This is a genomic window from Bradyrhizobium sp. (assembly GCF_022844465.1).
In the GTDB taxonomy this organism is placed as follows: domain Bacteria; phylum Pseudomonadota; class Alphaproteobacteria; order Rhizobiales; family Xanthobacteraceae; genus Bradyrhizobium.
Genome location: NZ_JALHLP010000031.1, coordinates 1 through 13,251, shown reverse-complemented (window position 1 = coordinate 13,251; position 13,251 = coordinate 1). Strand labels below are relative to the sequence as shown.

Annotated in this window: 11 protein-coding genes; 6 read left to right on the top strand and 5 right to left on the bottom strand. The window is 61.3% G+C overall.

Features of this window, described 5'->3' with window-relative positions; all coding sequences use genetic code 11:
* Window positions 1–9: 9 nt before the first annotated feature.
* Window positions 10–1,140 (bottom strand): M20/M25/M40 family metallo-hydrolase, encoded by a 1,131-nt coding sequence (locus Q0D31_RS23910; RefSeq protein ID WP_291856773.1) that lies wholly within the window; start codon window positions 1,138–1,140, stop codon window positions 10–12.
* Window positions 1,141–1,545: 405 nt separating this feature from the next.
* On the opposite strand from Q0D31_RS23910, the gene Q0D31_RS23905 reads away from it, so the two are divergent.
* The 5 genes from Q0D31_RS23905 to Q0D31_RS23885 all read left to right on the top strand — a co-directional run bounded on the left by Q0D31_RS23905 (window position 1,546) and on the right by Q0D31_RS23885 (window position 7,606).
* Window positions 1,546–3,126 carry an ABC transporter substrate-binding protein gene (locus Q0D31_RS23905; protein ID WP_291856771.1) on the top strand — a complete coding sequence of 527 codons (1,581 nt, stop codon included), beginning with the start codon at window positions 1,546–1,548 and terminating at the stop codon, window positions 3,124–3,126.
* Window positions 3,127–3,183: 57 nt separating this feature from the next.
* On the top strand, window positions 3,184–4,125 hold the full coding sequence (locus Q0D31_RS23900) for an ABC transporter permease (RefSeq protein WP_291856768.1): 942 nt from the start codon (window positions 3,184–3,186) through the stop codon (window positions 4,123–4,125).
* Complete coding sequence (locus tag Q0D31_RS23895; protein WP_291856766.1) at window positions 4,125–5,048, top strand: ABC transporter permease; 924 nt, start codon at window positions 4,125–4,127, stop codon at window positions 5,046–5,048. The genes Q0D31_RS23900 and Q0D31_RS23895 overlap by 1 nt, the downstream gene beginning before the upstream one ends.
* 1 nt (window position 5,049) lies before the next feature.
* A complete protein-coding gene (locus Q0D31_RS23890) occupies window positions 5,050–6,768 on the top strand; it encodes an ABC transporter ATP-binding protein (protein ID WP_291856765.1) in 1,719 nt (572 codons plus the stop codon).
* 100 nt (window positions 6,769–6,868) lie between these two features.
* Window positions 6,869–7,606 (top strand): lysophospholipid acyltransferase family protein, encoded by a 738-nt coding sequence (locus Q0D31_RS23885; protein WP_291856763.1) that lies wholly within the window; start codon window positions 6,869–6,871, stop codon window positions 7,604–7,606.
* On the opposite strand, the gene Q0D31_RS23880 is transcribed toward Q0D31_RS23885, so the two are convergent.
* The 4 genes from Q0D31_RS23880 to Q0D31_RS23865 form a co-directional block, all read right to left on the bottom strand.
* Window positions 7,603–7,776 (bottom strand): hypothetical protein, encoded by a 174-nt coding sequence (locus tag Q0D31_RS23880; RefSeq protein WP_291856761.1) that lies wholly within the window; start codon window positions 7,774–7,776, stop codon window positions 7,603–7,605. The two genes, Q0D31_RS23885 and Q0D31_RS23880, sit on opposite strands and share 4 nt — an antisense overlap.
* 9 nt (window positions 7,777–7,785) lie before the next feature.
* Entirely contained in the window at window positions 7,786–10,293 is a 2,508-nt protein-coding gene (locus Q0D31_RS23875; RefSeq protein WP_291856759.1) for a S8 family peptidase, read from the bottom strand.
* Window positions 10,290–11,483 carry an ATP-binding protein gene (locus Q0D31_RS23870; RefSeq protein WP_291856757.1) on the bottom strand — a complete coding sequence of 398 codons (1,194 nt, stop codon included), beginning with the start codon at window positions 11,481–11,483 and terminating at the stop codon, window positions 10,290–10,292. The genes Q0D31_RS23875 and Q0D31_RS23870 overlap by 4 nt, the downstream gene beginning before the upstream one ends.
* 262 nt (window positions 11,484–11,745) lie before the next feature.
* Entirely contained in the window at window positions 11,746–12,672 is a 927-nt protein-coding gene (locus Q0D31_RS23865; RefSeq protein ID WP_291856754.1) for a phage exclusion protein Lit family protein, read from the bottom strand.
* Between the two features lie 378 nt (window positions 12,673–13,050).
* Here Q0D31_RS23865 and Q0D31_RS23860 point away from each other — a divergent pair.
* A partial coding sequence (locus Q0D31_RS23860) for a hypothetical protein (RefSeq protein ID WP_291856752.1) occupies window positions 13,051–13,251 on the top strand: 201 nt, incomplete at its 3' end.

Sequence of the window (13,251 nt, the reverse complement as noted above, 5' to 3'; positions counted from 1 at the left end):
GCGCGCCGCTCAACTCAGCGTCGCCAGCAGGCCCGCCATCAGCCGGCCCCGCTCGGCCAGGCTGTCGACCTCGATGTGTTCGGTGAGCGTGTGGGCATCGCCGCCGCGAACGCCGAGGCCGTCAAGGGTCGGTATGCCCATGGCGCCGGTGAAATTGCCGTCGGAGCCGCCGCCGGCGCTGCCGTGCGGAAGCTCCAGGCCCATTTGCTTCGCCAAGCCGCGCGCCTGTTCGTAAAGCGCCATGGTGCCGGCGTCAGGTTCCCACACCGGCCGGGTCACGCCGCGGCTCACCTTGAAGGTGACGCCATCGCTGGTCCCGGAAAGCGCGAGCATGCGTTCGACGCCGCGGTCGAGATCGGCCTGCCGCTTGGCCATGCTGAGCGCCTCGCCGGTGCAGGTCGTGGCGACGCAATTGACCCATTGGCCGCCATGCACGATGCCGACCGAGAAGGTGCAGTCCTCGGTCGTCATGCTGTCGATGGCGACGATCTGGCGCGCCATCTCGCGGATCGCGGAGCGGCCGGCCGAGAGCGTGGCGCCGGCATGGCTCGGCCTGCCGGTAGCTTCGAGATTGAACCGGGCGATGGCGTATCGGCCGGTGACCACGCCGTTGTTTGGGCGACCGGGCTCCGGCACCAGCACGTATTTGTTGCGGGCGGCTTCGGCCTCGATGATGTCCCGGGTCGATGGCGTGCCGACCTCTTCGTCCGGCGTGAACAGGACCGTGACCGGCAACGGCGTCGTGAACGCGGCGCGGGCCAGTTGCCGGATCGCCTCGAGGGCGAGGTAGTTGCCGCCCTTCATGTCGAAGATGCCCGGACCGTAGCATTTGTTGCCGTCGCGCCGCCAGGCGAGCTTCTCGATCGTGCCGACGGGATGGACGGTGTCGAGATGGCCGGCGATGAGAATACCGGGCTGGCCCTGCCGGGGGTGTGGAAACCGCGCGCGCACGCAGCCGGCGAAACCCTGCCGTCCGGCGATGCGCTCGATGGTCGCACCCATGATGGCCATTTCGCGCGCCGCCAGGTCGAGCATCCGATCGACCGCCGGTGCATCCCAGGTGGGGCTTTCGCATTCCACCCAGGCCCGCAAACCCTGCAACATGGCGTCGGAATCGAAGGGAAGATTGGCAGGATTCATTTTGATTCTCCCGGAGCGGCCGGAAATGCCTGGGTGGGGGCGGATGGCCTGACCCTTTTACAGAAGGACCTGCGGCGATTTTGTAAAGTGAAAACGTGACGCCTTCGCAGATTCCGGGCATCGGATCGGGACAACAGGGATTCTGGCATCATTCTTGATTGTAGGGTTGCCGGCGCCGCGGAAGCACGGCCGCCATCCGTCCATCCGGCGGCGGCCCAAGCCGGTCGCCGGATAGGCCGGTCGGGGGCGTTCGGACGACGCCTGAGCGCCGTCGCCGCCGGTGTCGCGAGGGTCAAAAGGTGGTTGTGATGGCGAATATATCGACCCTATAGTCCCCGGGGAAACCGGACCGGGGGCCTGAACAGCAAAGCGTTCGGGCGCCGCGACGACAATGGAGGTAAAGGAATGAACGCGTTCAGAAAAGCAATTCTTGCGGCGACTTGCGTCGGCGGTCTGGCGGTCATGGCAGCGCCAGCGCTCGCCCAGACCACCTTGCGCGCCGTGATGCACTCGGATCTGAAGATCCTGGACCCGATCTGGACCACCGCCTACATCGTCCGCAACCACGGCTACATGATCTATGACACGCTTCTCGCCCAGGACGAGAAGGGCGAGGTCAAGCCGCAGATGGTGGAGAAATACGAAACCTCGGCCGACAAGAAGACCTACACTTTCACGTTGCGCGAAGGCCTGTTGTGGCATGACGGCAAGCCGGTGACGTCGGAAGACTGCATTGCCTCCATCAAGCGCTGGGCAATCAAGGATTCGCTCGGTCAGAAGATGATGACCTTCGTCGACTCCATCGACGCGGTCGATGCCAAAACTTTCACCATCAAGCTCAAGGAACCGACCGGCCTCGTGCTGCTGGGCCTGTCGAAACCCTCATCAAACGTGCCGTTCATGATGCCCAAGCGCGTCGCCGATACCGACCCCAACAAGCAAATCGAGGATTTCACGGGATCGGGTCCCTTCGTTTTCGTCAGGGACGAATGGAAACCCGGCGACAAGACGGTTTACGTCAAGTTCGACAAGTACAAGCCTCGCGCCGAGCCTGCCTCGGGTCTCGCGGGCGGCAAGGTCGCCAAGGTCGATCGGGTCGAATGGCGCGCCATTTCCGATGCGCAGCAGGCGGTCAACGCGCTGTCCAAGGGCGAGATCGACTTCATCGAGGCGCCCAGCCACGACCTGCTTCCCACTCTGAAGAAGGATCCGAACGTCACCGTATTCGTCTCGCCGCAGGCGAAGAACCAGTACGTGTTCCGGCCGAACACCCTGCACAAGCCATTCGACAATCCGAAAATCCGCCATGCACTGTGGTACGCCTTCAACCAGGAAGACTTCCTGATGGCGGCCATCGGCGACGAGAACTACATCAAGCCGTGCAAGGCGCTGTTCATCTGCGACACGGCGCTCGCCACGACCAAGGGAATGGACGGCCTTCTCACCTCGAACGCGAAGAAGGCGCAGGAGCTCCTGAAGGAGGCGGGCTATGACGGTACGCCCGTGCTGCTGATGCACTCCACCGACCTCAAGGTTCTGACCAATCTGGCGCCGGTGGCGAAATCGCTGATGGAGAAGGCGGGTTTCAAGGTCGACATGCAGTCGATGGACTGGCAGACGCTGGTGGCACGCCGTGCCAAGAAGGATCCGCCGGCCGCCGGCGGCTGGAATGCCTTCCTCACGTCCTGGGTCGCCGCCGACGTGATGAACCCGATCTCGACCGCCTATGTGAACGCCGGATGCGACAAGGCATCGTTCGGCTGGCCTTGCGACGAGAAGCTCGAGAAGCTGCGCGACGACTTCGCCCGCGAGACCGACCCTGCCAAGCAGAAGGCGATCGCGGAAGCGGTGCAACTGCGCGTCATCGAGTACACGCCGGAGATTCCGGTCGGCGAGTGGGTGTCGCCTGCTGCGATGCGCAAGAACGTCAAGGGCTACCTTACCTCGCCGGTGCCGGTGCTCTGGAACATCGAAATCACCAAGTGATGTGACGGCTGCGGGCGGCGGTTTTTCCGCCGCCCGTTCGGTTCGAGGGATCGATCGATGTATGGCTACCTGTTCCGGCGATTGCTCGGCACCATTCCCGTGATGCTGGTGGTTGCGGTCTTCATCTTCCTGATGCTGCGGCTGACGCCGTCGGATCCGGCGGCGATCATCGCCGGCGACAATGCCACCACCGAACAGGTGGCGCAGATCCGCAGCCAGCTCGGCCTCGACCGGCCGATGATCGAACAGTTCTTCATCTGGTCGGGCCGGGTGCTGACCGGCGATTTCGGCGAAAGCTTCTTCTTCAAGAAGACGGTGGCCGCTCTGATCGGCGAGCGGATCGAGCCGACGTTGTCGCTGGCTTTCTTCACGATCATGATCGCCGTCTGCGTGGCGGTGCCGCTCGGCGTGATGGCCGCGCACTGGCACGGCAGCTGGCTCGATCGCGTTGTCATGGGTTTCTCGGTGATGGGATTTTCGGTGCCGGTGTTCGTGATCGGATATCTCCTGATCTACGTGTTCGCGATCTGGCTGAACTGGCTGCCGGTGCAGGGCTATCAGCGCTTTTCCGAGGGCGTCGGCGGCTGGGCCGAGCGGCTGATCCTGCCATCGCTGACATTGTCGGTGATCTATGTGGCGCTGATCGCGCGGATGACGCGCACCAGCGTGCTTGAAGTGCTGTCGGAGGACTACATCCGCACCGCGCGCGCCAAGGGGCAATCGGAGCGAAAGGTGCTGTTCCGCCATGCGCTGCGCAACGCGGCGGTGCCCATCGTCACGGTGATCGGCCTTGGCGTGGCGCTGCTGATCGGCGGCGTAGTCGTGACCGAAAGCGTGTACACGATTCCGGGTCTTGGCAGGTTGACGGTGGATGCGGTGCTGGCGCGCGATTATCCGACGATCCAGGCCGTGATCCTGCTGTTTTCGTTCGTCTATGTTATGATCAACCTCGCGGTCGACATGATTTACACGGTGCTCGATCCAAGGATTCGCTACTGATGGCCGACGCCACGATGCTCGATCCCGCCCTGCCGGCCGCTCCGGGCAAGCCGGCCGCGCTGCGCCAGTTGCTGCGCAATCCCGGCGTGGCCTTCGGCGCTGCCGTCATTGCGATCGTGCTGCTGATGGGACTTCTGGCCCCGCTGCTCGGCACCATCGATCCCACTGCGATCAACCCGGTGGCGCGCAACAAGGTTCCGGGCACCGAGCTTTCGATCCGCACCGACACCGGCGAGCGCATCCGCATGGTGGCGCTGCTCGGCACCGACGGACTCGGCCGCGACGTCTACAGCCGGGTCATCTATGGCGCGCGCGTCTCGCTGCTGGTCGGCGTGTCGGTGGCGCTGATCAGCGTCAGCATCGGCCTGTTCATCGGGCTGATGGCCGGCTTCTTCCGCATCCTGGACGCCGTGATCATGCGGGTGATGGACGGGTTGATGGCGATTCCGGCGATCCTGCTTGCGATCGCCATGGTCTCGCTGTTCCGCTCCAGCGTGCTGACCGTCATCATCGCCATCACCGTCCCCCAGATTCCCGGCGTCGTCAGGCTGGTGCGCTCGATCGTGCTCAGTGTGCGCGAGGAGCCGTATGTCGAGGCTGCGGTGACGCTCGGCACCTCGGTCCCGAAATTGCTGTGGCGGCACGTGCTGCCGAACACGATCGCCCCGATGATCGTGCAGGGCACGTTCATTTGCGCCTCGGCCATCCTGATCGAGGCGATCCTGTCGTTCCTCGGCATCGGCGTGCCGCCGGAGGTGCCGACCTGGGGCAACATCATGGCCGAGGGCCGGCAGGTGTTCAGCCTGTATCCGCACAACATCATCTATCCCGGCGTGTGTCTTGCCCTGACGATCCTGGCCGTCAACGTCCTCGGCGACGGTCTGCGCGACACGCTCGATCCCAAGATGGCAAAGCGGGTGTGATGTGAGCAACACGGTCCTCGAAATCTCGGACCTTTCCGTCGCCATCCACGGCGGTGAGCGGCCGCACGCGGTGCAGGGGATCAACCTGACCGTCGAGGCCGACGAGATCGTCTGCGTGGTCGGCGAATCCGGCTCGGGCAAGTCGGTCACGGCGCAGGCGGTGATGGGCCTGCTGCCGAAGGGCGCGATGCGGGTCGAGACCGGCTCGGTCCGGCTGCAGGGCGACCAACTGCTCACCATGCCCGACGCCGAGCTGCGCGCGATCCGCGGCACCCGCATGGCGATGGTGTTCCAGGAGCCGATGACCGCGCTGAACCCGGTAGAGCGGGTCGGCGACCAGATCCGGGAGGTGCTGGAGATCCACACCGCGCTCGACCCGAGGGAGCAGCGCGCGCGCGTGCTCGAGATCATGCGCGCGGTGCATTTGCCCGATGCCGAGCAGATGATGGACGCCTACCCGCACCAGCTCTCCGGCGGCCAGCGCCAGCGGATCATGATCGCGGCGGCGCTGGTGCTCGACCCGGCGCTGCTGATCGCCGACGAGCCGACCACCGCGCTCGACGTCACCACCCAGGCGCAGATCCTCAAGCTGGTGCGGGAGATGCAGGGGCGCAAGAAGACCGGCGTGCTGTTCATCACCCATGATTTCGGCGTCGTCTCCGAGATCGCCGACCGTGTCGTGGTGATGCAGATGGGCCGCATCGTCGAGCAGGGCCCCTGCGAGGAGCTGCTGCGCAATCCGCGCGAGGACTACACAAGGATGCTGCTGGCCGCGGTGCCGAGCATGACGCCGCCGAAGCGCTCGCGGGTCACCGGGCCGGTGGTGCTGCAGACCGAGAAGCTGTTCAAGACCTATGGCAAGCGCTCGCTGTTCAACCCGAAGGCGCGGGTGGTGGACGCGGTGAAGGACGTCTCGCTGACGATCAGGCGCGGCGAGACGCTCGGCATCGTCGGCGAGTCCGGTTCCGGCAAGTCGACGGTGGCGCGCTGCGTCGCGCGGCTGGTCGACGCCACCGCCGGCGGCATCAAGATCGACGGCATCGATATCGCGGCGATGCGGGAGGCTCAGTTCCGGCCGATGCGACGGCGCGTCCAGTTCATCTTCCAGGATCCGTATCGATCGCTCAACCCGCGCCGGACGGTGGGCGAGGCGATCATCGAGGGGCCGATGAATTTCGGCCTTGGACGCAAGGAGGCGCTGCAGCGCGCGCGCGAGCTGATGGCGGTGGTGCATCTGCCGCCCTCGGCGATCGATCGCTTCCCGCACCAGTTCTCCGGCGGCCAGCGCCAGCGGATCTGCATTGCCCGCGCGCTGGCGATGGAGCCCGAACTATTGATCGGCGACGAGCCGGTGTCGGCGCTCGACGTCTCGGTGCAGGACCAGGTGCTGAAGCTCCTGGACGAGGTGCGGCGCAAGTTCGACCTCGCGGTGCTGTTCATCACCCATGATTTGCGGGTGGCGGCCCAGGTCTGCGACCGGATCGCGGTGATGCAGCGCGGGGTCATCGTCGAACAGGGCGTCACCGCCGAGGTGTTCGCGGCACCCATGCACGAATACACCAGGGCGCTGTTCGAAGCCGCGCCCGGAAGGCATCGCGAGTTTCTTGCCAGGACGCCTGATGTCAAGACGCCCGATGTCAACACGCTCGACGGCATCCCGTTGTCCGGCGCGGCCCCGGCCTGCTCCGGCGGCGGTGCGCCGGCGAGTTCCGGCGTCTGATCGGCCGGCAACGCCGCCGCCCCCGCCGGAATTGTGCAACGGCGGAAAAGTGCGTTATTGGGAGCCGGGCTCTTGCCGGGCACCCAGGGGGACGCGGCCGTTGCACTATCTGAGATCGATCCTGTTCGACGCGGCCGTCGTGATCCTGACGCTGGTCGTTGCGCTGACGGTGCCGTTGATGTGGTTGTTCAAGGCCGACAGCGCCACGGTGCGCGCGGTTTCGCAGGTCTGGGCCAAAGGCATCGTGTTTCTGATGAAACATGTCGTCGGGCTGGACTATCGGGAAACCGGGCGGCAGAACGTGCCTGACGGTCCCTGCATCATCGCCTGCAACCATCAGTCGCTGTGGGAGACCATCGCGCTCTGCGCCATCTTTCCGGACGCCAGCATCGTCGCCAAGAAGGAGCTGCGCAAGCTGCCGGTGGTCGGCTGGTTTCTCGAACGCTATCCGATGATCCTGGTCGACCGGTCGGCGGGCCGTCAGGCGCTGCGGCAGATGGTCGACGAGGCCGGGCGCGCGGTCGGCGAGGGCCGCAAGGTGTTGCTGTTTCCGCAAGGCACGCGCCAGGCGATCGACGAGCCCATGACGTTCCAGTCGGCCGGCATTTCCGCGCTCTACACCAATCTCGGCGTGCCGGTGGTGCCGGCGGCCTGCAATTCCGGATTGTTCTGGGGCAAGAAGGCGCTGATCATGCACGCCGGCACCATCACCCTGTCGTTCCTGCCGCCGATCGCGCCGGGCCTGCTGCGCAAGCAATTCCAGGAAAAGATGGAGCGGATGATTTCGGAGGAGGCAAGCCGGCTGTTGACGGTGAGCGAGGCGAAGGTCGCGCGCTAGGCGGCGCGGGGTGCGGCGAGCCAGCCGGCGAAGGGCGCGAGAAAGGCCAGGCACCGCATGAACTGAGCAATGCCCGGCGCGATGAAGGTCACGCCGGTTGCAAGCACGAGCACGAAAACCGGAAACAGCGCCGTCACCAACAACTGCGGATCGCTGCGGCCGCCCCCCATTCCGTTGGGTTAAACGCGCGTGACTACGCGTGCCGCTGTCCGGATATCAGCAAGCTGTACGCTAGTGGAAAGTTGCTGCCGCATGACGTTAAACACCGGCTCCTCTTTCTTGAGGTCCGCGATGGTCAGCAAAGCAGTGAAAGGAACGCCCTCGCGCGGCATTTCCTGATTATCCGAGCGAGACAGGTAGCTAATCAACAATCGCCAGTTGGACGAAGTGCCGCGCCCCTGTGGCATGGTGGTGCCGCAAACTTTGGCCGGACTCCATTTCATTCCATGTTCAACGCGCTCAGCTTCGTAAGGATAATCAACATTGCTAGGAGGGAGATACAGCGGTTTCAGCTGGCCCTTCCAACTCACTTTTCCCTTCTTGCTGATTTGTTCCTGTTGCAATGCCGCTTCGACATTGATGCGCACAAACTCTGCGCCGAACCGTTGGTCTAGGGGCGGACTCGCCACTAATGTAAGCTTGGCGGAGCCGCGGCATTTACCGGATGCATCGACCAAGCATGAGGGCCATGCAAAGGCGAAGCGCATCTGCTTGTCCCTCATCAGGCGACTTGCGAATACCAGCGTTATCTGGTGGTCGCCTCCCTCTAGGATTTGGTTTACGGGGACCGGCATACCATGTCCGCAAAGCTGTCGCCCAATTACGTTCAGTAGTGGGTCGTTGAGTGGCTCGGGCACCTGCGCGTGGTGTGTCAGCAGGGCCATCAGGGTCTCTCGCGACACGTCCCCTTCGATTTCGGAATCGAGGATCGCCGCCTGCCTAGCCAGGAAGGGCGCAGCATAACTTGTGCCGCACCCGTCCGAGCAACTCCCATCGGGAGCCACAGAAAACAAGCCGTGACCGGCGTTTGGTGTCGGGGAGCCGCTACCTCCGATGTGAGCGAAGTCGGGCTTGACGAGCGCGCGCAAGCCCGGGCCCCGGCGCGAGTATCGGGCGGGCGCATTTCCGATAATGACCGGAAGGCCGTGGGGATTGAGCGCGCCGACTGAAATATTGCGCGCGCTTTCCGCTGGCACCAAGATCCCGTCGTTCTGACTTGCAGCCATCATCTGCAAAGCCATCTCAGCCTTGGCTGGCCACTCAGGGCGGAAGGTAGACGTGGGCAGATTTCCCGCCGATATGAAAATCAGAACATCGTGCTTATCTGCTATCTGATCAAGGCGAGCGGCCACCTTGCTGTAGTGATCCGGTACAACAGCGTTCTGTACATTCAGGCTGAAGTTGAAAATGCGCACCTGATGGCGTGTGCGTGCTTCGACGATCGCGTTTTCCACTTCATTGAGGAAGCCGACTAGATCGCCATGGTACTTGGCGAACGCTGCTTCATTTGAAGGATACACAGCAATGTCATAAAGTTCGGTGCCGTCGTGGTCAGAGCTGACGGCGGGGCCATTCATTTGGCTTCCGGCAACGAGAATACCGCCGATGAACGTGCCGTGGATCGGGTCGATGTCTTGATCTGCCAACAGATCCCATCTGCCGATGACCCAGGTGCCGAGGGCGGCATCGCTGATGCCACCGTCAATGACACCGACTTTTGGCCAAAGCCGTGCTGTCGATCGCGCTGGCAGGGTGAAAGTCCCTGGTCGGACGCGAGGCTGGGAAGCACTTCGCATGATGATGCCGGGCAACTCTATCCGCCGGACCAGTGGATGCTTTTCGAGGAAACCGATAAGCCGTGAGTGCCGTTCAAGGGAGTTGTCAAACAGTGCGAGATCCCGGACACGCCCCTCAGGTTCAGGCGTAAGTTGGACACGGGGCGGAAGCGCAGACTGCTCCAGACGAACGGTTAACAAGGGAGACTCGGTGGCGCTTTGCCGCTGAACCATACTGGCGTTGACCCCTTGACCGAGGGCCTGCAAACCTTGGGTGAAAGATTGGAACAGAGTGCGGCGCGCACCTGCTGCGTCTAAGTTAGACGTCTGCGGCGGTGTTTCGAACAATTCGACTTCATACCGCCCGCCTGTACGAACATTAGATAGCCAAACGACGGCCTGATCGAGATCAAATTGGCGTCGGTCTGCCACGCCGTAAAGGTCAATACGCTCAATCGCACCTGTTTCACTGCGACGCGTGGAGGGATTTGCCTCTTTCTTGCCGGTTTCCTCGTCAACCTTCCAGACGGTGACTTCTTCCGTTTCGGCGATCTCTTGCCCAGCGCGAAGCAAGGCTTGCGGCGTTGCCTCAAGAACGAGTTGTCCGATATCAAGTCCCCCGACCAGCGGCGTTCGCCTTTCAGGAAAGAGAGCCTTCAGTGGACGGTGGCTTTTGGCCCAAGCCTTGCGGCGCAGGATAACTTTGATGAAGCCCACTGCTCCGTAGGTTGGAGTCTGCTTTTCCAGCTCAACAACTATTCCCTTGAGTTGGTCCAATAGGGCCTTCTTGTGGCTGACGAACGCAGCGTCGTTATCGGCAAAGAAGTCCGTGCGGGGGCCGCCTCCACCCGGAGTATCGCGGTCCTCTGAGAAATTCTGAGGATTTAGAACAACCTGTACAGGACTGCTCATCTCTTTCTCCGCAATTTCGGCTCAGAATTAAGTGACCGGCTGATCGTCGATTTGTCCTTTCCAATAATTTCGCCGAGTTCAGCTAGTGAGAAATTGAGCTTCTCTTCACGGTGTAAGGCGTCAAGGAGCTTGGCTTGGTCTGCAAACAGCAGCGTTCTTCTCTCGTCGGACAACCGACCGCTGTTCATCGTCGCAAATTGTCTGAAGAGGTCTAAGAGGTCATAGGGTTGCTCGCCTCTTACCGCGCGCAGTTTCTTGTAACTCCGGACAAGTACTTCAAGTTCAGCGCCGGTCGCTCCTTCGGTGAACCAAGCAAACAGCTTCAAGTGGGAGTCAGGCGCTTCAGTTGGCACCATGAAATGCCGAGCCATTTCCAGACGCAGATGGATTTCCGGGTTTGGTATCTCCAATTGAATTTCGAAGCGTCGCCATACCGCTGAGTCGAGCAATTGGGGATGGTTTGTGATGCCAACGGTGAAGCCGATGGGTTGGCGAACATCAAGATTCTGCAGGAGTGCGTTGACGATCCGCTTTATCTCTCCGATTTCCTGGGGGTCGTCGCGGAGTTTCGCAAGTGAATCGAATTCATCAAGTAGCAGTAGGCATCGGTAGCGGTTTGCAAAAGCGAAAAGATTACCAATGTTGCGCGACGATGTGCCAAGGAACGACGACACCAAGCTATCAAGCCGTGCAACGACAACAGGTAAATCAAGTTGCTTGGCCATCCACATCGCAAGACGTGTTTTACCCGTGCCCGGTGCGCCATAGATCAAGCACGTTTTCGCGGGACGTATGTCAATCGCCTCAAACGCTTCAAGGTGCGTCCACTCATCGAGAAGTCCGCGAACCGCCTGCGTAACCCGGTCGCTAAACAGCGGTCCATTGTCCGTTATCTGTTGCGGAAAAATAATCTGCGCGAGTGGGGTCGACGTCTCACGATCTACAGGGAGCACGGTATTCGGCGTGAGGGATTCACCCGAGACCGTTGCTTTAGATTGCGTAAGCCGACTCGGCGTCATCTCCTGGGCGCGGTCCGCCGAGGTCAGAATCGACGAGAGCAGTGCGGCCTCTTTCGTCTTTCCGTCTTCCCGCAGAGCGTCGCGCAATCTTTCAACCTGCTTGCGGAGAGCCGGGGTGGGATTTGACATCGCCACCCGGCAGAGCGCTTGAACAAGCGGAAAATGCTGCATATTGGAACTCTCGGGGGCGGGGATTTCATCAAGGGTTGCACAATACCAGGTATATGTTGCGTTTCAACAGAATTTGTTGCTAAAAAGCGCAATAAGTTGCGTATAATCCCAGTGTTGTTGCATTGGTTCAATGGCCGCAATTTGCTGGTTTTGGCGTAATTTTATGTTGCGGGGAGTGGCAGCCGGGCCGGATGCCTGGCCGACTGCCCCCGGCAGGGGACAGCGGGATCAATCAGGACAGGCTATGAAGGCTGTATCTCTCTTAGGTTTGGTTCCGCCCACGCATATAGTCATCAAGGCGACCGCAAGCTTCATCGAGGGCCCTCTGTGCGGTAGCATCCGCCGATGAGGGGTCCGGCCAAGCGCTTTGAGGATCCACCCAGGCCTTAATGAAATCAGAGAGAATTTCAGACGTCATACTGTCTTTCTGCAGGCCGAATTCCTCAAGACTCCGATAGAGCCTGTCCGCGACCGGGGGGTACATCTCGCTCGGAGGACCTCCAGCATTCTCGTAGAGAGCGACCCACACAAGGCCAATGCCAAGCGCGACCGCGTTCCGCTCCAAGGCGAGTTCGCTTTCATCCGGATGCGCGCCAGCCGGACGCTCCGCATCGGAAAGGTCGTCACCCTTTTGCCCCCGAGATGCGTAAAGATCTGCTTCTCTTTCCTGGCTTCGGCTTTCGTCGGCGCTCCAGGGAGAGTCTTGGTGGCCCAGCGCAATATGCGCTACCTCATGACGGAGAATCCATTCGAGGGATTTCCAAAAGAATTGCTCGCAGTATCTCTTCTCATCCGAGTTCGCCGTGCGATCAGGCTTGGGGAAATAGCTATTCCATCTCCATTTTTGGCGAACGCAGAGTTCTTTTGCATACCCGATGAAGTTAAGACCAAGCTCTTGCGGCGATCCATCTCGAATTTCGACTCGCGGCGAGCCGTTCCGGCGGGTCTCGAATATGATCGGAGCTAGTCGCCCCACTGCTTGCGACATAGCCCAGAGACTGGCTACGCCGCGCCACTCAGCTTTTACGCACCGTTCACTTGGTATGGAACGAAAGAGCATCCCATTGTCAGTATCCGTAAGCTCAATTCGTGTGGCTGGAGGCGCTGAAAGACCGCTTTCAGCAACAATTCTCTCGAAGAGTTTTTTGATGTCATCTTCATAGCCAACGAATAACTCCTGGAGTGCCATACTTTCTTCCTCCACCGAGAAGTTTCGCGGACGATTTTTTGCCCAGTTCGTGACTGATATTGCTTAGGGACATCGTGAAATGGTGCGGGCGGCCGGACTCGAACCGGCACAGGCCTTGCGGCCCTACGGATTTTCGTACCACTTCGGCTTTCGCCGCCGCCGTCTAGCGTTTGTGGTCTGGACTATCCCTTCACCAAGGCATTTGCCGTAGGTGCTGCCCGTCTAGTCTCTACACCTTCCTCCTGACGGAGGCTTGGCTCGGGATTACCAGTGAAGGCTTCCCCGAATTTGAGCAGTTCTGCATCCCGGGTTTCCCGCGAGAGCACTCAAGTCAGCTTAAGTCCGTTGCGTCTACCAGTTTCGCCACGCCCGCATGACATGGTCTTCGTCGTAATCAAACCACACTTAATTTCAACATATCAGATACTTAGCGCGTTTGCCGGCGAGATGGAATTGGCAACTTGTCCGATCCGGCGCAGGCTTTGCTTTAAGCGAGGCATCTGGCAAAGCAAAGCCTCAATGCGGACACTTCCGCCTGTTTTAGGCAATCTCAACATTATCCACCTACCAAGGCCCGAT

Excerpts from the sequence above, each read along its gene's own strand:
- Q0D31_RS23865 (WP_291856754.1), bottom strand. The coding sequence starts at position 12,672 with ATGGCACTCCAGGAGTTATTCGTTGGCTATGAAGATGACATCAAAAAA.
- Q0D31_RS23895 (WP_291856766.1), top strand. The coding sequence starts at position 4,125 with ATGGCCGACGCCACGATGCTCGATCCCGCCCTGCCGGCCGCTCCGGGC.
- Q0D31_RS23870 (WP_291856757.1), bottom strand. The coding sequence starts at position 11,483 with ATGCAGCATTTTCCGCTTGTTCAAGCGCTCTGCCGGGTGGCGATGTCA.
- Q0D31_RS23880 (WP_291856761.1), bottom strand. The coding sequence starts at position 7,776 with ATGGGGGGCGGCCGCAGCGATCCGCAGTTGTTGGTGACGGCGCTGTTT.
- Q0D31_RS23905 (WP_291856771.1), top strand. The coding sequence starts at position 1,546 with ATGAACGCGTTCAGAAAAGCAATTCTTGCGGCGACTTGCGTCGGCGGT.
- Q0D31_RS23875 (WP_291856759.1), bottom strand. The coding sequence starts at position 10,293 with ATGAGCAGTCCTGTACAGGTTGTTCTAAATCCTCAGAATTTCTCAGAG.
- Q0D31_RS23910 (WP_291856773.1), bottom strand. The coding sequence starts at position 1,140 with ATGAATCCTGCCAATCTTCCCTTCGATTCCGACGCCATGTTGCAGGGT.
- Q0D31_RS23900 (WP_291856768.1), top strand. The coding sequence starts at position 3,184 with ATGTATGGCTACCTGTTCCGGCGATTGCTCGGCACCATTCCCGTGATG.